This window comes from Streptomyces krungchingensis, assembly GCF_054729265.1.
In genome coordinates, this window is record NZ_JBPUKY010000001.1 from 5,298,314 (window position 1) to 5,320,379 (window position 22,066).

Genomic DNA, 22,066 nt, shown 5'->3' on the forward strand with positions numbered 1-22,066 from the left:
ATGCGCGACTACCCCACCGCCACGGTGCGCACCCGCGTCCGCGTGCCGCTGCGCTTCGGTGACGGCTACTCGGTCGACGCGGAGCTGGTCACCTTCCACGGCCTCGCCGACGAGCAGGAACACCTGGCGGTCGTGCTCGGCGAGCCCGGGCCCGACCCGCTGGTGCGGCTGCACTCCGAGTGCCTGACCGGCGACGTCTTCGGCTCGGCCCGCTGCGACTGCGGCCCGCAGCTGCGCGAGGCGGTGGAACGGATCGCGGACCGGGGCGGCGTGCTGCTGTACCTCCGTCAGGAAGGCCGCGGGATCGGCCTCTACAACAAGCTCGACGCGTACGCCCTCCAGGACCAGGGCCTCGACACGTACGCCGCCAACGCCGCGCTCGGGCTGCCCGAGGACGGCCGCGACTACACGGCCGCCGCCCAGATGCTCCGGGCCCTCGGCATCGACTCCGTGGACCTGCTCTCCAACAACCCGGACAAGGCCGACCAGCTCCGCGACCTCGGCATCACGGTCGCCCGGCGTGTCCCGACGGGCGTCTTCACCACCGCGCACAACGTCCGCTACCTGCGCGCCAAGGTCCTCCAGACCCAGCACACGCTGCCCCTGCCGGAACTGACGGCGGGCTGACGTCCCGCCGCCCCGCGGCGCTCGGCCGCACGGACGACGACGGCGCCCCACCCGAGACCGGGTGGGGCGCCGTTCGCGGTAGACCCTGTGGGACTCGAACCCACAACCAATGGATTAAAAGTCCACTGCTCTGCCAATTGAGCTAAGGGTCCACGCACCGGCCGACGCCGACGCGCTGCACCGGTCCGCGCCGATGCATCCCCGAGCATAGCCGGACGTGGCCGGGACTCCGATCGGGTATCGGCGCACCGGCCACGCCAAAAGCGCGCTAGGTCACGGATCGACCGGTTCGGGCGCACCCCGGCGCGCCGCCTCACGGGCGATCGTCCGTTCGTGGTCGGGGTTGAGGAACCAGTGGCGGGCCGAGGCCAGCCACCAGGTCGCCGCGAACCCGAGGACCACGAGCACCGCCACCGGGGCGTAGTTGAAGGTCTCCCAGGTGACGGGCGAGACCTGCGGCAGCATGAACAGCACCGTGATGACCACGACCCAGGAGACCGCGACCACGCCCACGGGGCGGGACCAGCGGCCCAGGTGCCAGGGGCCGCGCTCGAAGGCGTCACCCTTGCGCACGCGCAGCAGCGTCGGGATGACGTACGCGACGTACAGTCCGATGACCGCGATCGAGGTCACCGCCGCATAGGCCGTGTAGTTGATCAGGTACGGCAGGCCGAGCACCAGCGCTCCCATCGCCGCCAGCCACACCGCCGCCACCGGTGTCCGCGTCCGCGGGTTCACGGTGTGCCACACATGGGAGAACGGCAGCGCGCCGTCCCGCGAAAAGGCGTAGATCATACGGCTGTTGGCCGTCACCGACGCCATCCCGCAGAACAGCTGCGCGCCGATCACGACGAGCAGGAGCAGCTTGCCCGCGGTCGCGCCCAGCGCGTCGAGCAGGATCTGGGCGGGGGGCGCGCCCGTCGCCGAGTTCAGCTCCGCGTCGTAGGACTGGATGGCGTACGTGAAGCCCAGCAGCAGGACGAAGCCGGCGATCCACGACGTCCAGATGGACCGCACGATGCCCTTGGGGCCCGCCGTGGACGCGTCGTGGGTCTCCTCCGTCATGTGGGCGGACGCGTCGTACCCGGTGAACGTGTACTGGGCCATCAGCAGGCCGACGAGGACGACGTACACCCCGCTGCCCCAGCCCGTGTTGTTGACGAACTCCGTGAACACGAAGGACGTGGACTGGTGGTGGTCCGGCACGAAGGCGAGCGCGCCCACGATGACCGCCACGCCCACCACGTGCCACCACACGCTGATGCTGTTGAGGAGGGCGACGATCCGGACGCCGAAGGTGTTCAGCAGGCCGTGCAGCACCAGGATCCCGGCGAACAGGACTACGGTGCGGCCCGGGGTCACCTCGAAGTCGAACTGGAGGTTCAGATAGGCCCCCAGGAAGGAGGCCGCGCCGAAGTCGATACCGGCGGTCACCGCCACCTGTCCGAGGACGTTGAACCATCCGGTGAACCACGCCCAGGCCGCCGCGCTGCGCTCCGGGGCGAGCCGGTGCGCCCAGAAGTACAGCCCGGCCGAGGTCGGATAGGCCGAACAGATCTCGGCCATCGCCAGCCCGACGAAGAGCGTCATCAGTCCGACCGCCACCCAGCCCCAGGTGATCACGGCGGGGCCGCCGGTGTTCATGCCGAACAGATAGAGCGTCAGACAGCCCGACAGGACCGAGATGATGGTGAAGGAGACCGCGTAGTTGGAGAACGCCGACATGCGGCGGGCGAGAACCTGCGTGTAGCCGAGCTGGGCAAGCCGTTCTTCGTCCGACAGCCCACTCGCGATGGCGTCATCTTTCATGCCCCCAGCGATTCCCTTGCCGGGGGCATGACATGCGCCCATCGGTTGGCCAAAAGAGCCCCCTGCGGCCCCGCCGTCCGCAGGCGATCTTCACCCGCGGACCGAAGGAGCCGTTCCCCTTGCCGTCGTCGCAATACGGCGTGCCGTTCTCGTCCCCCGTTCTCCGGCGAACGCGAGGACGTCTGCGGGGCTCCCGCCGCCCGAGCGACGACGTGGCCCCCACCCGAGTCGGGTGGGGGCCACGTCAGTTCACTGCTTCAGCGGGCGTCAGCCGTTGCGCTTCCAGCGCGGCTTCTCGTCGCGGCGGCCGAAGGAGCCGGTGCCGCGGTGGTCGTCACGACGGCCGTACGGGCGGTCGTGGCTGCCGGAGCGGAAGCCGCCGGAGGGGCGGTCGCCCTGACGGTCGCGGTTGAAGGGGCGGTCGCTGCCACGGTGGCCACCGCGCTCGTCGCGGCGCTCGAAGGAACGGCCACCGCGGTCGTTGTCCCGGCGGAAGCCGCCACGGTCGTCACGGCGCTCGAAGGAACGGCCACCACGGTCGTCACGACGGTCACGGTTGAACCCGCCGCGGTCGTCACGGTTGAAGCCGCCACGGTCGTCACGACGCTCGAAGGAACGGCCACCACGGTCGTCACGACGGTCGTCGCGGCGGTCACGGTTGAAGCCACCGCGGTCGTCACGGTTGAAGCCGCCACGGTCGTCACGACGCTCGAAGGAACGGCCACCACGGTCGTCACGACGGTCACGGTTGAAGCCGCCACGGTCGTCACGACGCTCGAAGGAACGGCCACCACGGTCGTCACGACGGTCACGGTTGAAGCCACCGCGGTCGTCGCGACGCTCGTAGTTGCCCCGCTCGTCGCGGCGCTGACGCGGCTGCTCGTAGGCGGGACGCTCGGCGGGCTGCTCGGCGACGGCAGCCTCCGCGGGCTCCTCCGCCACGACGGCCTGCTCGGCGGCCTCGGCCGCCGCGGCGACGGCGGCCTCCGGGTCGTCGCCCCGCTCACGCGCGGCACGGGCGACCAGACGGTCGGCCTCCTCGCGCAGCTCGGCCGCACGGCGCGTCGCACGCTCCAGCTGCTTGGTGAGGTGCGAGACCTCACGCTCGGCCTGCTGCGCGGCGTTGCCCGCGGACTCGGCCTGGACCTCGGTCATCGAGCGGGCACCGGTGATCTCGGCGACCTCGGGCTCGAAGGCCGTACCGGAGTTGATGATGTGGCGCGAGGCGTCGACGCCCGCGTCCTCCATCAGCCGGAAGATCTGCCGGCGCTGGTGCGGCAGGGACAGCGACACGACGGTGCCGGAGCGGCCCGCGCGGGCGGTACGGCCGGAGCGGTGCAGGTAGTCCTTGTGGTCGCCCGCCGGGTCCACGTTCAGCACCAGGTCGATGCCGTCGACGTGGATGCCGCGCGCGGCGACGTCGGTCGCGACGAGCGCGTTGACGTAGCCGTCCTTGAAGTCGGCCAGCGTGCGGGTGCGCGCGCCCTGCGTCATGCCGCCGTGCAGCGCGTCGGCCTTCACACCGGCCTCGCGCAGCTGCTCGGCGATGCGGTCGGCGCCCAGCTGGGTGCGGACGAAGATGATCGTGCGGCCCTTGCGGGAGGCGATCGCGGCGGTGACCGGCGCCTTGTCCTTGGGCTTCACGATGAGGATGTGGTGCGTCATGGTCGTCACCGCGCCCTGGGCGGCGTCGACCTCGTGCGAGACCGGGTCGACCAGGTAGCGCTTGACCAGCGTGGAGATCTCGTTCTCCATGGTGGCCGAGAACAGCATGCGCTGGCCGCCGGCCGGGACCTGGTCGAGCAGCTCGGTGACCTCGGGCAGGAAGCCCAGGTCGGACATCTGGTCGGCCTCGTCGAGGACGGCGACCTCGACGTTCTCCAGGGAGCAGGCGCCGCGGTTGATGATGTCGCGCAGTCGGCCCGGGGTGGCGACGAGGATGTCGACGCCGCGCTCCAGGGCGTAGATCTGGTTGCCCATCGACGTACCGCCGCAGACGACCTTCATCTTCAGGCCGAGGACGTCGCCGTAGGGCTGGAGCGCGTCGGCGACCTGCATCGCGAGCTCACGGGTCGGCGTGAGGATGACGGCGCGCGGCTTCTTCTTCTCGGTACGGCCCTCGGCGAGACGGGCCAGGGTCGGCAGACCGAAGGAGAGGGTCTTGCCGGAGCCGGTGCGGCCACGGCCGAGGATGTCCTTGCCGGCCAGGGCGTCCGGGATGGTCGCGGCCTGGATCGGGAAGGGGGTGGTCACGCCGTTCTGCGCGAGCTTGCGGACGACACCCTCGGGCAGACCCAGGTCACCGAAGGTGATCTCGGGGGCGCTCTGCGTGCTCTCGACGGCCTCGGCGCCCTCGTTCTCGGCGTTCTCGGGCACGACGACGTGATCAGTACTGGAAACGGACATGCGAAATGCGAACCTTCCGGAGTTCTACGGCACGCGCCCAAACTCCGTGAAGTCGCAATCGACCGCCTCAATGCGGTCCGGCCACGGCAAGGGAGAGTACGCGCCAACGCGGCGCTCTCTGCAATGGCGCCGGGCAAATGGGATCAAACGATCTACCACCATACGCACCCACCACCCCTGAAGGCAAACCGAGCCCGAAGGAGCAGGTCAGCGGCTTCCGCGGCGGTCCGCGGCCCGCGCGCCGGTCAGGCCGGCGCCCCCGCCTCGGGTGCCGGCTCCCGCTCCACGAGCTGCGCGGCCTGCTGCTCGTGCGCCGAGGACGACGGCTCCGCCGTGCCGGGATCGGTGGCCGGCGGCGGTGTCTCCTGCGGGGGCGGGGGAGGTGTCGGCTCGGCCGTCGTGTGCGTGGGCGTCGGCTGCCCCGGCGGCGGCTCGGGCACCGTCGAGGATCCCTTGCCACCCTTGTCCGAGGCCTTGGCGGAGGGCTTCCCGCCCTTGGACGGCGACGCCGACGCGGACTCCTCGCCGGACGCGGACTCGCCGGGCTTCGCCCCGCGGGAGCCCCCCTTCGCCCCCTTGCCCCCGTGGTGGCCGGCGCCGCCTCCGTTCACCGCGCCGCCTCCGCCGGGGGCCTGCCCGCCGTGCTGTCCCGCCGAGTGCGAGGGCCCCGGCTGCCGCCCGTCGTCACCGACGTTCATGCAGCCGGCCGCCGCGGCTGCGGCCAGGACCGTGACGGCCAGTCGGACGGGTACGTACATGGCGCGCACGGGCAGCCACCTCCGAGGGCGGGTACGGGAGTCCCCCTGCCCAACTCCCGCCGCCCGCAAGAGGACACGCGCCCCGGCGGGCCGGCCCGGCGAAACGGGCCGCCGTCACCCGTAGCCGAGCGCGTGCAGCCGGGCGTCGTCGATCCCGAAGTGGTGCGCCACTTCGTGCACCACGGTCACCTCGGTCTCGGCGACGACGTCCTCGCGGGTGTCGCACATCCGCAACGTCGGGCCGCGGTAGATCGTGATCCGGTCGGGGAGCACGCCCGCGTACCACTCCCCACGGTCCGTCAGCGGGGTCCCCTCGTACAGACCGAGTAGCTCGGGATCGTCGGCGGGCGGTTCGTCCTCGACGAACACCGCCACGTTGTCCATCAGCCGGGTCAGTTCCGGGGGGATCCGGTCCAACGCCTCGGCGACCAGTTCCTCGAACTCCTCGCGCGTCATCTCCAGCACACGGCCATTGTCCGGCACGACACCACCGTACGAGAGCCGGCGACCCCCGCGCGCGAGCTCACGACGACGCCGCACGGGGGCGTCGGCCACGGCACGCGCGGGCGAACGGCGCCGACGAGGGGGAGTCGGCGGGCCACGGTCCGCACGCCCGCGGGCCGCGCCCGCATACCCGCCCGCACACTTGGGCATACGGGACCAATGGCCCGCGTCCCCGCTGCCGTGACCGCCACCGTGCACCGCATACGAAACGGCGCGCGCACGGTGCCCCGCGCCCTGACCCGCCGCCACCGCCCGCCCCGGACCCTCACGGCGGTCGACCTCGACCCCCACGCGCGCCCCTGGACCCGTGCGCTCGGCCTGCTCTGCGTCGTCCTGCTGGGCGCCTGGCTGGGACTGCTGGTCGTCGGCAACGTCCGCGTGCCGGTCGGCCCCATGAACACCACGATGACCCTGCGCCCCTCCCTCACCGGCGGCACCAAGATCAACGTGTCTCCGCTCGGTGCGCTGGAGCTGCGCAGCCACGAGGCCCCGATCCGCCTCGACGTGGATGTGGACCAGCTCGACCCGGTCCGCTCGCAGGCCCTGGTCGACCACCCGGAACGGCTCTCCGGCCTCCAGGACGAGGTCGCCCGCGACGTCGAGCACGGCACCCTCGACGTCGCCGTGCGGTCGTGCATCGCCGTCGTGTCCGGCGCCACGGCCCTCGGCCTCGCCGTCTACCGCCGCCCGCGCCGCGCCCTCGCCGCGGGCGGGCTCGCGCTCACCCTGCTGGCCGCCTCCGGCGCGACCGCCGTCGCGACCTGGAATCCGAACTCGGTCCTGGAGCCGAAGTTCTCCGGGCTGCTCTCCTCGGCCCCCTCCCTGGTCGGCAACGCACGCAGCATCGTCAGCGAATTCGACGTCTACCAGAAGGAGTTGGCCCGGCTGGTGACGAACGTGACCAAGCTGTACGACGTCACGTCCACCCTTCCCGCGTACGAGCCCGACCCGACGACGATCCGTGTGCTGCACGTCTCCGACATCCACCTCAACCCGGCGAGCTGGAAGATCGTCGCCTCGCTGGTGAAGCAGTACTCCATCAACGTGATCGTCGACTCCGGCGACACCATGGACCACGGCACGGCCGCCGAGAACGGCTTCCTGGACCCCGTCGCCGACCTCGGCGCCCCGTACGTCTGGGTCCGGGGCAACCACGACTCCCGCGTCACCCAGCGCTACCTGGAGCGGATGAAGAACGTGCACGTCCTGGACGACGGCCGGGCGGTCACGGTCGCGGGCGTGCGGTTCGCCGGCATCGGCGACCCCCAGTTCACCCCGGACCGTTCCGTCGAGCCCGGCGGCGGTGCCGCGGAGGAGCTGGCGGGCGCGCGGCTCGCCTCGGCCCTGCGCGACCAGCGGGCGGCGGGCACGCCCGTGGACGTCGCCGTCGCGCACGAACCGTCCGCGGCGCGCGAGACGGACGGCGACGTGCCCCTCGTCCTGTCCGGCCATCTGCACCACGAGGAGATGGAGGTCATGAAGTACGGCACCCGTCTGCGCGTCGAGGGGTCGACGGGCGGCAGCGGCCTGCGCGCCGTGGAGGGCAAGTACCCGGACCCCATCGAGGCGTCGGTCCTCTATCTGGACCGCGACACCCGGCGCCTGCAGGCCTGGGACGAGATCGAACTCGGGGGCCTGGGCCTGACGACGGCCGAGGTCAGCCGCCATCTCCCGAAGGAGAACCAGCCCGGCGCCACACCGACGCCGACCCCCTCCCGCACGCCCTCCCCGAGCGCCCCGTAAACCGTTTTGGCGATACCTCCCGCCATCCCATATGCTTCTCACGTCCCCGACGCGCTGAGAAGCGCGCAGGCGGGCCGATAGCCCTCATCGTCTAGCGGCCTAGGACGCCGCCCTTTCAAGGCGGTAGCACGGGTTCGAATCCCGTTGGGGGCACGCAAGACGGTGTGCGACACTAGGTTCGCCTGTTCGCACACAACAGCTTGGTCCTGTGGAGCAGTTTGGAGTGCTCGCCACCCTGTCAAGGTGGAGGCCGCGGGTTCAAATCCCGTCAGGACCGCTGAGGTTTCCACGGAAGCCTCGTGGCTGGGTAGCTCAGTTGGTACGAGCGATCGCCTGAAAAGCGATAGGTCGCCGGTTCGACCCCGGCCCCAGCCACAAGCAGAAGGCCCCGTCCGTACAGGACGGGGCCTTCGGTCGTTCCGGGCTCCCGTCCGCTCCCCCGGCACCTCACGCGCCCGCCCTCCCCCTGCTTGGCATGTTCCCGGCACAGCGCTACGTTCTGGCCGGCAGGACGGCGACTTGGGCGGGGGACCTGATGGTGGGCGGACGTGAGGCGAAACCGGTGCGTGAGCTCGATCTCGAGCGGTACCGGGCCCGGTACGGGCTGGTCGCGGTGGTCCTGAGCAACCTGGCGATCGCCGGAGTCGCGATCTTCGGCGTCTGGCGCCTGGGCGGCGACAAGTCCGTGATCGTCGGTGTGCTCACCGCGGCCTTCACCGCGGTCAGCAGCATGACCACGGCCTACCTCGGCATCAAGGCCGTCTCGAACACCGCCAAGTCGATCGCCCTCGGCGACGGCGCACGCCGCCCGGACCTCCGGTCGTCCGGGGCGCGCACACCGGCGGACGAGCCCCCCGGGTCCCCGACCCCGGCCACCGGGCTCCCCGAGTCCCGGACCACCGGATCGCAGCCGGCCGCGGACCGGCCCGCCGCCGAACGGTCCCCGGCGGCCGAGCCCGGGTCCGGCGCCCCCGCCGGTTCTCCGCCGCCCGCCGCGCAGCCGCCACTGCCCAAGCAGACACCCGGGGAATAGGCCGGACGCGCCGGGGCGGGTCCGGGGGCGGACCGTACGCGTCGGGCGGCGGCACCACCAAAGGCCTCGGCCGCGTCGGGCACCCCGGACGCCTCGGACGCAAAAGCGTTCGCCAGTCATTTCGCCGAGGTGAGATCCTGGACCGCGTATGTCTACGCATCCCGCCCCCGCCCTGGGCGATCTCGCCCCCCGCCTGGCCGAGCTGTCCCTGCGCGACGCGCACCGGCTCGGGCGCAGGCTCGAAGGCGCACGCAAGATCCGCAAGCCCGAGGCCCGCACGGCCGTCCTCGCCGAGATCGAGGCCGAGGTCGCCAAGGGCGTGGCCCGCATGTCCGAGCGCGCCGCGCGCATACCTGCCGTCTCGTACCCCGAACAGCTGCCGGTCAGCCAGAAGAGGGACGAGATCGCGGATGCCATCCGCGATCACCAGGTCGTGATCGTCGCGGGCGAGACCGGCTCCGGCAAGACCACCCAGATCCCCAAGATCTGCCTCGACCTGGGGCGCGGCGTGCGCGGCATGATCGGGCACACCCAGCCCCGCCGCATCGCCGCCCGCACGGTCGCCGAGCGCGTCGCGGACGAGCTGGACACCCCCCTCGGCGAGGCCGTCGGCTGGAAGGTCCGCTTCACGGACCAGGTGAACCAGGACAACACCTTCGTCAAGCTGATGACGGACGGCATCCTGCTCGCCGAGATCCAGACGGACCGCGAGCTGCGCGCGTACGACACGATCATCATCGACGAGGCCCACGAGCGGTCCCTCAACATCGACTTCCTGCTGGGCTACCTCGCCCAGCTGCTGCCCAAGCGGCCGGACCTCAAGGTCGTCATCACCTCCGCGACCATCGACCCGGAGCGTTTCTCCCGGCACTTCGGGGACGCCCCGATCGTCGAGGTCAGCGGGCGGACGTATCCCGTGGAGGTGCGGTACCGGCCCCTCCTGGAGGAGGACGCCGAGGACGCCGACCGCGACCAGATCACCGCGATCTGCGACGCCGTCGAGGAGCTCCAGGCCGAGGGCAAGGGCGACATCCTGGTCTTCCTCTCCGGCGAGCGGGAGATCCGTGACACCGCCGACGCGCTGACGAAGAAGAACTACCGGTTCACGGAGGTGCTGCCGCTGTACGCCCGCCTCTCGCACGCCGAGCAGCACCGGGTGTTCCAGCCGCACACCGGCCGCAGGATCGTTCTGGCGACCAACGTCGCCGAGACCTCGCTGACGGTCCCCGGGATCAAGTACGTCATCGACCCGGGCACCGCCCGGATCTCCCGGTACAGCCACCGCACCAAGGTCCAGCGGCTGCCCATCGAGCCGGTCTCGCAGGCGAGCGCCAACCAGCGCAAGGGCCGCTGCGGCCGTACGTCCGACGGCATCTGCATCCGCCTGTACTCCGAGGACGACTTCGAAGCGCGCCCGGAGTTCACGGACGCGGAGATCCTCCGTACGAACCTCGCCTCCGTCATCCTCCAGATGACCGCGGCCGGACTCGGGGACATCGAGAAGTTCCCGTTCATCGACCCGCCGGACCACCGCAACATCCGTGACGGCGTCCAACTCCTCCAGGAACTGGGCGCGTTGGACCCGGCGCAGAAGGACGTACGCAAGCGGCTCACGCAGACCGGCCGCAAGCTCGCCCAGCTGCCGGTGGACCCGCGCCTGGCGCGCATGGTGCTGGAGGCCGACAGGAACGGCTGTGTGCGCGAGGTCATGGTGATCGCCGCCGCGCTCTCCATCCAGGACCCGCGCGAGCGCCCCTCCGACAAGCAGGCGCAGGCCGACCAGCAGCACGCCCGCTTCAAGGACGAGACGAGCGACTTCCTCGCCTTCCTGAATCTGTGGCGGTACGTCCGCGAGCAGCAGAAGGAGCGCGGTTCGTCCGCGTTCCGTCGCATGTGCAAGCAGGAGTACCTGAACTTCCTGCGCATCCGCGAGTGGCAGGACATCTACTCCCAGCTGCGCACGGTCGCCAAGCAGATGGGCATCCACCTGAACGAGGAGGACGCGGCCGACCAGAGCGTCCATGTGTCGCTGCTCGCGGGCCTGCTCTCGCACATCGGGATGAAGGACGTCAAGGACGGCGCGAAGAACGAGTACCTGGGTGCCCGCAGCGCCAAGTTCGCGGTCTTCCCGGGCTCCGCTCTCTTCAAGAAGCCCCCGCGGTTCGTGATGTCCGCCGAGCTGGTGGAGACCTCGCGGCTGTGGGCGCGCGTCAACGCGAAGATCGAGCCCGAGTGGGTCGAGCCGCTCGCCGGGCACCTGCTGAAGCGGACGTACAGCGAACCGCACTGGGAGAAGGACCAGGCCGCGGTGATGGCGTACGAGAAGGTCACGCTCTACGGCGTGCCGATCGTCGCCCAGCGCAAGGTGAACTACGGGCGGATCGACCCGGAGGCGTCCCGGGAGCTTTTCATTCGCAATGCCCTCGTCGAGGGCGACTGGCGCACGCACCACAAGTTCTTCGCCGACAACCGCAAGCTGCTGACCGAGGTCGAGGAGCTGGAGCACCGGGCACGGCGCCGCGACATCCTCGTGGACGACGAGACGCTGTTCGACTTCTACGACCAGCGGGTGCCCGAGCACGTGGTGTCCGGGGCGCACTTCGACTCCTGGTGGAAGCACAAGCGCCACGACGAGCCCGAACTCCTCGACTTCGAGCGCTCGATGCTGATCAACGAGCGCGCCGGCGACGTCAGCAAGGACGACTACCCGGACACGTGGCGGCAGGGCCGGCTGAAGTTCAAGGTCACGTACCAGTTCGAGCCGGGCGCGGACGCGGACGGCGTGACCGTCCACATTCCGCTCCAGGTCCTCAACCAGGTCACGGACGAGGGCTTCGACTGGCAGATCCCGGGCCTGCGCGAAGAGGTCGTCACCGAGCTCATCCGCTCCCTCCCGAAGCCGATCCGCCGCAACTACGTCCCGGCCCCGAACTTCGCCCAGCGGTTCCTGGAGCGGGCGGTTCCCCTCCAGGAACCGCTCACCGTGACCATGGCGCGCGAGCTGAAGCGGATGGTCGGCGTGCCGCTCACGGCCGACGACTTCGACTGGTCCCGGGTCCCCGACCACTTGAAGATCACTTTCCGGATCGTCGACGAGCGGCGCCGCAAGCTCGCCGAGGACAAGGATCTGGAGGAGCTGAAGCTGCGCCTGAAGCCGAAGGCGCGCAAGGCGATCTCGCAGGCCGCGGCGGCGACGGCCGAGCGCACGGGCGGCGAGTCCCTGGAGCGCTCCGGGCTCGCGGACTGGACGATCGGCTCGCTGACGCGCGTCTTCGAGACCCGCAGGGCGGGCCAGCCCGTGAAGGCGTACCCGGCGCTCGTCGACGACGGCGACACCGTCTCCGTACGACTCTTCGACACGGAGGCCGAGCAGCAGCAGGCCATGTGGAAGGGCACGCGCCGGCTGATCCTGCGCAACATCCCGGTCAACCCCGGCAAGTTCGCGTCGGACAAGCTCAGCAACGCCCAGAAGCTCGCCCTGTCGGCGAACCCGCACGGATCGGTGCAGGCCCTGTTCGACGACTGCGCCATGGCGGCGGCGGACAAGCTCATCGGTGACTTCGGCGGCCCGGCGTGGGACGAGGAGTCGTACCGGAAGCTGTACGACAAGGTGCGCGCCGAGATCGTCGACACGACGGTCCGCACGGTCGGGCAGGTGCAGCAGGTGCTGGCCGCCTGGCAGGCCTGTGAGCGCCGTCTGAAGGGCGTCAGGAGCCCCACGCTGCTGACGAACCTCACGGATGTGCGCGGCCAGCTGGACGCCCTCGTGAAGCCCGGCTTCGTCACGGAGACCGGGCTGCGCCGGCTGCCCGACCTGATGCGCTACCTGGTCGCCGCCGACCGCCGGCTCCAGCAGATGCCGACGAACGTGCAGCGGGACACCACGCGCATGGAGAAGGTCCACGAGATGCGGGACGAGTACGCGTGGCTGCTGGAGCAGCTGCCGCAGGGCCGTCCGGTCCCGCAGCAGGTCCTGGACATCCGCTGGATGATCGAGGAGCTCCGGGTCAGCTATTTCGCCCACGCGCTCGGCACGGCGTATCCCGTCTCCGACAAGCGGATCGTGAAGGCGATCGACGCGGCAGCACCGTAATCGAGCCTGCACGCTGGGTGAGTTCGACCCCGGGCTCACCCTCCTGTACAGTCTCTTCTCGCAGCGCAACGCACGAATCGCACTGCGAAACCTGGTCCTGTGGAGCAGTTTGGAGTGCTCGCCACCCTGTCAAGGTGGAGGCCGCGGGTTCAAATCCCGTCAGGACCGCAGTGGACAAAGGCCCGGAGCTTCGGCTCCGGGCCTTTCGCATGTGCGGGCAGCGGCGGGCCCGCCGGCACGCCCCGGAGCCCGGAGACCGGCGAGCGCCCACGGCGGGCCCGTACGCGTCCACGGCGGCCGTACGCGGCCCGGAGGGCGACCGCGAGGGCGCACCGTCTCTTGACGGCGTCACATTCCGCCGGTACCCCGGAAACCAGGGCCCTCGACCCCCTGGAGGTGCGTATGGCGGCGTCCGCTAGGCACGAGACGCGAGCACTGCTCCGCGCCCACCTGTCGGCCGCCTCCGGGTACCGCCATCTGACGCGGCACTGCCCGATCTGTCACCAGCTCCTGCGACTGGCCATGGAGCCCGGCCCGCGCGGCGAGGAGGACATCGAGAGCGCCGTCGAGGACGAAAGCCCCTCGAAGGCGTGACCAAAGGCGTGCGACGCGGTCACCACCCGATGGCACGCTGGGCGTGCGCCCCGGCGCACACGGCCCCAACTCCCTTAGCTCAGAAGGCTCGCGTGTAACAAGGACTGTGGCATGTGACGGGAGTCACCGCATAAGTTTTCAGAAGTGCGGAACTTACACCCCACCTACAACTGGTCAATTTAATATGTGCAATTGCACCACTGATCGGGGGCTCGCACAGGAGATCCGACACCGCCCCCCAGACTCCGACAAGGCTGCTCACAGGCCGGCCGCCGGGGCGTGGTCATGGCACAAAAAAGATCGCGCTGGACCCGGCGGAGTCCAGCGCGATCGACGACGCACCCTTGTCACTTGCCTAGAAAGCCTGGGCGTGGGCTCTGTTGGGGCAGAACCCGCGTCGCTTGGAGCTTTGGTGTGGACGCCTCGACGGGTTGGGGGACCTGCCGATTTGCCCGGTTATGTAGTTGTTCAGGCCTCGCTGCGCTGCTGCGGGATACCCGCGAGCAGTGCGCGGACCTCAGCCTCGCGGTAACGGCGGTGCCCGCCGAGCGTGCGAATGGACGTGAGCTTGCCGGCCTTCGCCCACCGCGTGACCGTCTTGGGGTCGACGCGGAACATCGTGGCGACCTCAGCCGGGGTCAGCAGCGGCTCGGCATCAGGGGTGCGAGCGGTCATGAGCGGCCTCCTCGGGAGAACCGAACCTTCTCGGTTCTTTCCTCTAAATTCTGCACCTTGACCCGCGTTGCCCGAAATGGTGGACGCGAGTCGAGTCGGTTATAGGACGAACGGCTTGTCCTCGGCACTACAACTACACCATCTGTCCAGCCGCGTCGGCCAAACCGATGGAATTGCCCTCCCAGGTGTTCATCAGCGACGGAAGCCGATGGACCATGCCATAGCGGACAGTCACGCCACTGTGACGATCAGTCACAGGGCGATCAGGAGTCATCAGACCCCCCATAGCGTGCAATGCTGAGATTCCACCCATACGTGGGCGGATAGAGTCCTCCCCCGGACTCCTTGTCCTATTTTGGCATGGGGAGGGGCAAGCGATGCAAGAGTCAGGTAAGTGCCGTCCGTCACCCTTGACACACGCTTGACGCATAAGCCCGGATCAGGACCTACGTCCTGAGGTGAGGGTTCTTCAGCGTGTGAGGACCATACGCGAGTTCGACACCCGGCCGATGAGAAGCAGATCACACCCGTGGAGACCGCCCCGGGCGGACCCTTCGCCCGCCGTGCGTCAGTTCGCGGAGCGCCGGTCCCGGACCGCGCGCCAGCGCTCCACCAGCCGCCCGTACGCCTCGCCCGCCGTGGCGCCGTCCCCGGCGCGCAGCGCCTCGATGCCCTCGGCGACGTCCGCGGCCGAGTGGTCGCCCTCCAGGTGACCGGCCGGCAGGGCGTGCACGAGCCCCCCGTAGTCCAGTTCCACCAGCGAACGCGGGTGGAACTCCTCCAGCCAGCGCCCCACGTCCACCAGGCCCTCGATCAGGGGGCCGTCGTCGAGGGTGTCCTTGAGCGTCTTCAGGGCCCGGGCCGTCCGCCGCCGGGCCTGCACCATCGGCGTCCGGTAGCGCAGCACCGGCTTGGCCCCGCCGGGCCCCGCCCCCTTCTCGTACTCCCGCTCCTCGTCGGAGACCAGCACGAACCAGTTCAGCGGCACCTGCCAGGTCGCGGTGCGGATCCACGGGCGGGCGTCGGGATTGGCGGCCAGCCAGCGCTCGTAGTCCTGGGTGGCCTGGTGGCGCACCAGGGGCGGCAGGACCGCGTCGAGCACGGGTGCCGGGAACTCCTCGGCCAGGTCGCCCAGGGCCAGCCAGCCGCGCAGCCGGGTCTGCCAGGGACAGACGCACACCACCCCGTCGACCTCCAGCACGAAGGCGTCCCCGCTCTCGTGCACCGGGACGGGAACGGGCGGGGTGGGCAGCAAGTCGGCCAGCGAGCGGCGCAGTTCGTCCTGGTACGAGGGGCGGTCGGCGCGGCGGGCGTAGCGCGCCCAGCGACCGCGCTCCGGTTCCGGAAAGGCGGCCAGCGGTTCGTACACCCGTAGGTACGACGCATAGGGGACGATCACGGAGGACACCTTCGGCACGCCTGCTCCCTCCCCCGTCGGCACCCGGGAAAACCAGCGAAATCCACGCACGACCTGACGAGAAATCTATGCAAATCGAACCATGGCTGTACGCCACAGGTAGGTGATCCTGAACACTGCACCGATAGCGGGCGGGTGCAGGCTCTACCCTCATGCCCACGGAGCCCGCCACCCGCACGGGCTCCGCACTCAACCGCCGCTTATTACCTGGGAGTCACCACAGTGACCGACGTAACCGACGGCGTCCTGCACACCCTGTTCCACTCGGACCAGGGCGGCCACGAGCAAGTCGTGCTCTGCCAGGACCGCGCCACCGGCCTCAAGGCCGTCATCGCCATCCACTCCACCGCCCTGGGCCCCGCCCTCGGCGGTACGCGCTTCTACCCGTACGCGAGCGAGGAGGAGGCCGTCGCCGACGCCCTCAACCTGTCGCGCGGGATGTCGTACAAGAACGCCATGGCCGGTCTCGACCACGGCGGCGGCAAGGCCGTGATCATCGGCGACCCGGACCGGATCAAGTCCGAGGAGCTGCTGCTCGCGTACGGACGGTTCGTGGCCTCGCTCGGTGGCCGGTACGTGACCGCCTGTGACGTCGGCACCTACGTCGCCGACATGGACGTCGTGGCGCGCGAGTGCCGCTGGACCACCGGCCGCTCGCCCGAGAACGGCGGCGCCGGCGACTCCTCCGTGCTCACCGCCTTCGGTGTCTTCCAGGGCATGCGGGCCTCGGCCCAGCACCTGTGGGGCGACCCCACCCTGCGCGGCCGCAAGGTCGGCGTCGCCGGTGTCGGCAAGGTCGGGCACCACCTCGTGCAGCACCTGCTCGACGACGGCGCCGAGGTCGTGATCACCGATGTGCGGCCCGAGTCCGTGCAGCGGATCCTGGAGCGGCACCCCTCCCGTGTCACGGCAGTCGCCGACACCGAGGCACTCATCCGCACCGAGGGCCTCGACATCTACGCGCCGTGCGCGCTGGGCGGCGCGCTGAACGATCTGTCCGTGCCAGTGCTCACCGCCAAGGTCGTGTGCGGTGCCGCCAACAACCAGCTGGCGCACCCGGGCGTCGAGAAGGACCTCGCGGACCGCGGGATCCTGTACGCCCCCGACTACGTCGTCAACGCGGGCGGTGTCATCCAGGTCGCCGACGAGCTGCACGGCTTCGACTTCGACCGGTGCAAGGCGAAGGCGTCGAAGATCTTCGACACCACGCTGGCCATATTCGCACGTGCGAAGGAAGACGGGATTCCGCCGGCCGCCGCGGCCGACCGGATCGCCGAGCAGAGGATGGCCGAGGCGCGGCGCCGCTGACCCCGGAACCGCACATTCCGCCCCCTCGGGCACTTGTCAGGGACCCGCCGACGGAACGCTTAGAGAGAACTCTCACGTCTGTCGGCGGGTCGTGCGCCAAGAAGAGGTTAAAATCGCGGTTGACCAGCGGGGACGGGGCACCTCGCGGGTTCTGGGCGAAGGCGCGTCCTGCGGGCGACGTACCGTATGGGCGCGGGCTCAGGTACCGTGGAAGCCCTACGGACCGGTCTCTCCACGGAGAGCCCGTTCCAGATCATGAACGCGTGTCAAGACTCTGGGGCCGTCGAGCCCCGTCACCGAGGGGGTCGAGCCATGGGGCGCGGCCGGGCCAAGGCCAAGCAGACGAAGGTCGCCCGCCAGCTGAAGTACAACAGCGGCGGGACTGACCTGTCGCGTCTGGCCAACGAGCTGGGCGCTTCGACTTCGAACCAGCCGCCGAATGGCGAGCCGTTCGAGGACGACGACGAGGAAGACGACCCGTACGCCCAGTACGCGGATCTCTACAACGACGACGACGAGGACGAGGACGATCAGTCCGGTCCCCAGTCGCAGCGTCGCGGCGCTTGACGCAAGCGTCCTTCGCAGTTCCCGCGATCTCTCGTAGCGGATTTCTCGTAGATCTCGCCTAGCGGACATCTCGTAGCAACTGCACCTGTGCACCTCACCCGGTCCGGGCCGTCAGCGCCGGACCGGGTTTCGTGCTGCCCGACGGGCCTCAGTTCGCGTAGTCGCCGACCAGCTCCGCGCCCGTCGCGTGGTCGCCGCGCTCGGTGATCTCACCGGCGATCCAGGCGTCCACACCGCGGTCCGCGAGGGTGGCGAGGGCGACGTCCGTGGACTCCTCGGGGACGATCGCGATCATGCCGACGCCCATGTTGAGGGTCTTCTCCAGCTCCAGCCGCTCGACCTCGCCCCGCTTCCCCACCAGGTCGAACACCGGGGCGGGGGTCCAGGTACCGCGGTCGACGACCGCGTGCAGGCCGTCCGGGATGACACGGGCCAGGTTGGCCGCGAGTCCACCGCCGGTGACGTGGCTGAAGGCGTGCACCTCGGTGGTCCGGGTCAGCGCCAGGCAGTCCAGCGAGTAGATCTTGGTGGGCTCCAGGAGCTCCTCGCCGAGCGAGCGGCCGAACTCCTCGATGTGCTGGTCGAGGCTCAGGTTCGCCCGGTCGAAGAGGACGTGCCGGACCAGCGAGTACCCGTTCGAGTGAAGACCGGAGGCCGCCATGGCGATCACCGCGTCACCCGTACGGATGCGATCCGCGCCCAGCAGCTGGTCCGCCTCCACCGCGCCGGTGCCGGCGCCCGCGACGTCGAAGTCGTCCGGACCGAGCAGGCCCGGGTGCTCCGCCGTCTCGCCGCCCACGAGGGCGCAGCCCGCGAGGACACAGCCCTCGGCGATGCCCTTCACGATCGCGGCGACGCGCTCCGGGTGGACCTTGCCGACGCAGATGTAGTCGGTCATGAAGAGCGGCTCGGCGCCGCACACCACGATGTCGTCCATGACCATCGCGACCAGGTCGTGGCCGATCGTGTCGTAGACGCCCATCTGGCGGGCGATGTCGACCTTGGTGCCCACACCGTCGGTGGCGGAGGCGAGCAGCGGGCGCTCGAAGCGCTTGAGGGCCGAGGCGTCGAAGAGGCCGGCGAAACCGCCGAGGCCGCCCAGGACCTCGGGGCGCTGCGTCTTCTTCACCCACTCCTTCATCAGCTCGACGGCGCGGTCGCCCGCCTCGATGTCGACGCCGGCAGCCGCGTAGGAAGCACCGGAAGGACTGGTCTCAGACATTGCCTGGGATCTTTCGGGTTGGTGAAACGGGGCTCTGCGGCGCTTACGGGCGACGGATGGCGTCAGCCGCGGCCGTGGCGGCGGGACCCGCCGCCAGCTCGGTCTCCAGGAGCTGCTTGCCGAGCAGCTCGGGGTCCGGGAGCTCCATCGGGTACTCGCCGTCGAAGCAGGCCCGGCACAGGTTCGGCTTGGCGATGGTGGTCGCCTCGATCATGCCGTCGATGGAGATGTACGAGAGGGAGTCCGCGCCCAGCGAGACGCCGATCTCCTCGATGGTCATGCCGTTGGCGATCAGCTCGGCGCGGGTCGCGAAGTCGATACCGAAGAAGCAGGGCCACTTCACGGGGGGCGAGGAGATCCGGATGTGGACCTCGGCGGCGCCCGCCTCGCGGAGCATGCGGACCAGGGCGCGCTGGGTGTTGCCGCGCACGATCGAGTCGTCGACGACGACCAGGCGCTTGCCCTTGATGACTTCCTTGAGCGGGTTCAGCTTCAGACGGATGCCGAGCTGGCGGATCGTCTGCGAGGGCTGGATGAAGGTCCGGCCGACGTAGGCGTTCTTCACCAGACCGGCACCGAACGGGATGCCGGAGGCTTCCGCGTATCCGATCGCGGCGGGCGTCCCGGACTCCGGGGTCGCTATCACCAGGTCGGCCTCGACAGGGGCTTCCTTGGCGAGCTTGCGGCCCATCTCGACACGCGAGAGGTACACGTTCCGGCCGGCGATGTCGGTGTCGGGGCGCGCCAGGTAGACGTACTCGAAGACACAGCCCTTGGGCTTCGCTTCCGCGAACCGAGAGGTGCGCAGGCCGTTCTCGTCGATGGCGACGAACTCGCCCGGCTCGATCTCGCGGACGTAGCTGGCACCGCAGATGTCGAGGGCGGCGGACTCGGAGGCGACCACCCAGCCGCGCTCCAGACGGCCGAGGACCAGCGGGCGGATGCCCTGCGGGTCGCGGGCCGCGTAGAGGGTGTGCTCGTCCATGAAGACGAGGCTGAAGGCGCCCCTGACCTGCGGGAGGATCTTGGCGGAGGCCTCTTCGATGGTCAGCGGCTTGCCGTCGTCGTCCACCTGGGCCGCGAGCAGCGCGGTCAGCAGGTCGGTGTCGTTCGTGGCCGCCACGCGCGTGGTGCGGCCCTCCTGCTTGGGCAGGTCGGCGACCATCTCGGCGAGCTGAGCCGTGTTGACGAGGTTGCCGTTGTGGCCGAGCGCGATGGAGCCGTGCGCGGTCGCACGGAACGTCGGCTGGGCGTTCTCCCAGACGGAGGCGCCAGTGGTCGAGTAGCGGGCGTGACCGACCGCGATGTGACCCTGGAGCGAACCGAGGGAGGTCTCGTCGAAGACCTGGGACACGAGGCCCATGTCCTTGAAGACGAGGATCTGGGAGCCGTTGCTGACCGCGATTCCCGCGGATTCCTGGCCCCGATGCTGGAGGGCGTAGAGCCCGAAGTAAGTGAGCTTGGCGACCTCTTCGCCCGGAGCCCAGACTCCGAAGACGCCGCAGGCGTCCTGGGGGCCTTTCTCACCGGGGAGCAGATCATGATTGAGTCGACCGTCACCACGTGGCACGGCTCCGAGTGTAGGCGAGATCGACCACTGGTCCGAATTGGGGATACGGGACCCTGATGGGTCACCGCTCGGTCACGGCACTGACGACAGTGCCGTTTGTGCTGGTCAGCGTGAGGGTCCGGTGATCCAAGTCGTAGCGGACCGTGCTGTCGAAGAGGCCCAGGAGGGTCTTCTCGGTGGCCATGAGTGAGCCGTCGCACATCATGCGGGTGGTCTTGGCCCTGCCGAGGGTGAGGTGGCCGTCGCGGACGGTGGCCTCGGCGGACACGTGGTTGCAGCCGAGGCGGCCGGACAGCGTGCCGTCCTTCTTGTCGAGCACGAAGTAGGCGTCGGCCCCCTTGGGTAGGGACTGCGAGACATTCGCGTCGCCGAGCGCGGAGACGGTCCACTTCGTGCCGTAGAGGGGGGCGTCCTGCTCCTTGGTGAGGTTGACGCGGTCACCGTCACGGGTGGTGAGGGTGAGCTTGTCGCCCTTGACCTCGCTGGTGAGCCCGCCGTCGGCGATCGCGCGGCCGAGGCGCTGCTCGAAGGCCATGGGTGCCTTCTGGCAGCCCATGTCGGTCATGCTGACGTCCCCGAAGTCCACGCGGTCGCCCTGGACGGTGGCGGTCGAGCCGAAGCTGTTGCAGCCGGCGTTGCCGCTGACGCGGCCGTCCGCGCCGATCCGCAGGTAGGCGCTCGCGGGCGCCTTCGTCGTCGTGCCGTCCACGGTGAGGCTGTCGACGGTCCAGTGGACGCCGGTGACCGGTGACGAGCCCGGTCCCACGGAGTTGCTGCCGCTGCCCGGCTCCGTGCCGCAGGCCACCGCGAGGGGGAGCAGGGTCAGGGCGGTGAGGGTCAGTCGCTGCTTGTCCATGCCGATGTGACGGGAGGGGTGGGGTGGTCGGTTCCCCTCGGGGGTGACGGCGGGCCTCCCTGGAGGACGGCAGGGGCTCAGCTCATGAGGGGCAGCAGGGCGCCGAGATCCGCCCGCTCCCCGCTCGCGCTGACCTTCGCGTCCGCGACGGCCGCCTTCCACTCCGTGCGTCCGGCCGCCAGCCGGATCCAGGTCAGCGGGTCGGTCTCGACGACGTTCGGCGGGGTGCCGCGGGTGTGCCGGGGGCCTTCCACGCACTGCACGACGGCGTACGGCGGGATCCGTACCTCCGTGGACGCGCCGGGCGCCTTCACCGCGAGGGTGTCCGCGAGCAGCCGGGTACAGGCGGCGAGCGCCTGGCGGTCGAACGGGATGTCGAGTCCGGGCACGGCGCGGTTCAGGTCGTCGGTGTGGACGACGAGTTCCACGGTGCGGGTGACCAGGTAGTCGGCGAGCGGCAGGGCGCCGGCGCTGGTGTCGAGCAGCCGGGTGCCGGGGTGTCCGGCGAGGAGCGCGGTGAAGTGCCGCTCGGTGTCGGCCAGGTGGGCGGCGAGGTCGGGGGTCCGTTCGGCGAGCTCATGGGCGTACGCGGCGATGGCCGGGGAGTCGGCGTGGATGGCGGACGGCCAGTCGAGCAGCGTGCCGTCCTGCCGCGCCGGCTCGGGGCGGCCGAGCAGTACGCCCACCGCGCCGAGGGCCGTCCCGATGTGCGCGACGAGTTCCCGCACGCTCCAGTCGCCCAGCCCGGTGGGAAGCGCGAGTTGCCCCGGCGTCAGGGAGTCGACGCCCTGCCGTACGTTCCCGAACTGGGCGAGGACCGCCGCGCGGATCTTGACGGGGTCGTACGTGCGCACGCGCTTCTTGGCCGGGGGCATGAGCGCGAG

Annotated in this window: 17 protein-coding genes and 5 tRNA genes; 11 read left to right on the forward strand and 11 right to left on the reverse strand. The window is 70.3% G+C overall.

Annotated features, from left to right (window positions below; genetic code table 11):
* Nucleotides 1-627, forward strand: coding sequence for a GTP cyclohydrolase II (locus ACSYGO_RS23270; RefSeq protein WP_095935266.1), 627 nt, complete (start codon nt 1-3; stop codon nt 625-627).
* A gap of 79 nt (nt 628-706) precedes the next feature.
* Here ACSYGO_RS23270 and ACSYGO_RS23275 read toward each other — a convergent pair.
* The 5 genes from ACSYGO_RS23275 to ACSYGO_RS23295 all read right to left on the reverse strand — a co-directional run bounded on the left by ACSYGO_RS23275 (nt 707) and on the right by ACSYGO_RS23295 (nt 6,065).
* A tRNA-Lys gene (locus tag ACSYGO_RS23275) sits at nt 707-779 on the reverse strand.
* Between the two features lie 121 nt (nt 780-900).
* Nucleotides 901-2,436, reverse strand: a complete 1,536-nt coding sequence (locus ACSYGO_RS23280; RefSeq protein WP_426677196.1) for an amino acid permease — start codon at nt 2,434-2,436, stop codon at nt 901-903.
* Nucleotides 2,437-2,703: 267 nt separating this feature from the next.
* Nucleotides 2,704-4,842 (reverse strand): DEAD/DEAH box helicase, encoded by a 2,139-nt coding sequence (locus tag ACSYGO_RS23285; protein ID WP_460387503.1) that lies wholly within the window; start codon nt 4,840-4,842, stop codon nt 2,704-2,706.
* A 245-nt stretch (nt 4,843-5,087) separates the two neighbouring features.
* Complete coding sequence (locus ACSYGO_RS23290; RefSeq protein ID WP_460389751.1) at nt 5,088-5,600, reverse strand: hypothetical protein; 513 nt, start codon at nt 5,598-5,600, stop codon at nt 5,088-5,090.
* Between the two features lie 114 nt (nt 5,601-5,714).
* Nucleotides 5,715-6,065, reverse strand: a complete 351-nt coding sequence (locus tag ACSYGO_RS23295) for a metallopeptidase family protein (protein ID WP_028804536.1) — start codon at nt 6,063-6,065, stop codon at nt 5,715-5,717.
* 198 nt (nt 6,066-6,263) lie between these two features.
* Between ACSYGO_RS23295 and ACSYGO_RS23300 the strand changes: the two genes are divergently transcribed.
* The 8 genes from ACSYGO_RS23300 (at nt 6,264) to ACSYGO_RS23335 (ending at nt 13,567) form a co-directional block, all read left to right on the forward strand.
* Entirely contained in the window at nt 6,264-7,847 is a 1,584-nt protein-coding gene (locus ACSYGO_RS23300) for a metallophosphoesterase family protein (protein ID WP_426677194.1), read from the forward strand.
* A gap of 80 nt (nt 7,848-7,927) precedes the next feature.
* Nucleotides 7,928-8,000, forward strand: a tRNA-Glu gene (locus ACSYGO_RS23305).
* A gap of 49 nt (nt 8,001-8,049) precedes the next feature.
* Nucleotides 8,050-8,124, forward strand: a tRNA-Asp gene (locus ACSYGO_RS23310).
* Between the two features lie 24 nt (nt 8,125-8,148).
* A tRNA-Phe gene (locus tag ACSYGO_RS23315) sits at nt 8,149-8,222 on the forward strand.
* Between the two features lie 100 nt (nt 8,223-8,322).
* Nucleotides 8,323-8,880, forward strand: coding sequence for a hypothetical protein (locus tag ACSYGO_RS23320; protein ID WP_460387505.1), 558 nt, complete (start codon nt 8,323-8,325; stop codon nt 8,878-8,880).
* Nucleotides 8,881-9,028: 148 nt separating this feature from the next.
* Nucleotides 9,029-12,973, forward strand: a complete 3,945-nt coding sequence (hrpA, locus tag ACSYGO_RS23325; RefSeq protein WP_460387506.1) for an ATP-dependent RNA helicase HrpA — start codon at nt 9,029-9,031, stop codon at nt 12,971-12,973.
* A gap of 93 nt (nt 12,974-13,066) precedes the next feature.
* Nucleotides 13,067-13,141: transfer RNA gene (locus ACSYGO_RS23330), tRNA-Asp, on the forward strand.
* A 234-nt stretch (nt 13,142-13,375) separates the two neighbouring features.
* Nucleotides 13,376-13,567 (forward strand): DUF6274 family protein, encoded by a 192-nt coding sequence (locus tag ACSYGO_RS23335; protein ID WP_426677191.1) that lies wholly within the window; start codon nt 13,376-13,378, stop codon nt 13,565-13,567.
* Nucleotides 13,568-14,035: 468 nt separating this feature from the next.
* Here ACSYGO_RS23335 and bldC read toward each other — a convergent pair whose 3' ends face one another.
* Together bldC and ACSYGO_RS23345 are read right to left on the reverse strand one after the other, a co-directional pair.
* Nucleotides 14,036-14,242, reverse strand: coding sequence for a developmental transcriptional regulator BldC (gene bldC / locus ACSYGO_RS23340; RefSeq protein ID WP_003949541.1), 207 nt, complete (start codon nt 14,240-14,242; stop codon nt 14,036-14,038).
* Between the two features lie 568 nt (nt 14,243-14,810).
* A complete protein-coding gene (locus tag ACSYGO_RS23345; RefSeq protein WP_426677190.1) occupies nt 14,811-15,659 on the reverse strand; it encodes a hypothetical protein in 849 nt (282 codons plus the stop codon).
* Nucleotides 15,660-15,881: 222 nt separating this feature from the next.
* Here ACSYGO_RS23345 and ACSYGO_RS23350 point away from each other — a divergent pair, with 222 nt between their 5' ends.
* Both ACSYGO_RS23350 and ACSYGO_RS23355 read left to right on the forward strand, forming a co-directional pair.
* Nucleotides 15,882-16,967, forward strand: coding sequence for a Leu/Phe/Val dehydrogenase (locus ACSYGO_RS23350; protein WP_345657451.1), 1,086 nt, complete (start codon nt 15,882-15,884; stop codon nt 16,965-16,967).
* A gap of 312 nt (nt 16,968-17,279) precedes the next feature.
* Nucleotides 17,280-17,534 (forward strand): DUF3073 domain-containing protein, encoded by a 255-nt coding sequence (locus tag ACSYGO_RS23355; protein WP_095935302.1) that lies wholly within the window; start codon nt 17,280-17,282, stop codon nt 17,532-17,534.
* A 148-nt stretch (nt 17,535-17,682) separates the two neighbouring features.
* On the opposite strand, the gene purM is transcribed toward ACSYGO_RS23355, so the two are convergent.
* The 4 genes from purM to ACSYGO_RS23375 form a co-directional block, all read right to left on the reverse strand.
* Nucleotides 17,683-18,756: a phosphoribosylformylglycinamidine cyclo-ligase gene (gene purM, locus ACSYGO_RS23360; RefSeq protein WP_432175922.1), complete on the reverse strand. Its 1,074-nt coding sequence runs from the start codon at nt 18,754-18,756 to the stop codon at nt 17,683-17,685.
* A gap of 43 nt (nt 18,757-18,799) precedes the next feature.
* Nucleotides 18,800-20,326: an amidophosphoribosyltransferase gene (gene purF / locus ACSYGO_RS23365; RefSeq protein WP_426677188.1), complete on the reverse strand. Its 1,527-nt coding sequence runs from the start codon at nt 20,324-20,326 to the stop codon at nt 18,800-18,802.
* A gap of 61 nt (nt 20,327-20,387) precedes the next feature.
* A complete protein-coding gene (locus ACSYGO_RS23370; protein WP_426677187.1) occupies nt 20,388-21,182 on the reverse strand; it encodes an META domain-containing protein in 795 nt (264 codons plus the stop codon).
* Between the two features lie 77 nt (nt 21,183-21,259).
* On the reverse strand, nt 21,260-22,057 hold the full coding sequence (locus ACSYGO_RS23375) for a maleylpyruvate isomerase family mycothiol-dependent enzyme (RefSeq protein WP_460387510.1): 798 nt from the start codon (nt 22,055-22,057) through the stop codon (nt 21,260-21,262).
* Between the last annotated feature and the right edge of the window lie 9 nt (nt 22,058-22,066).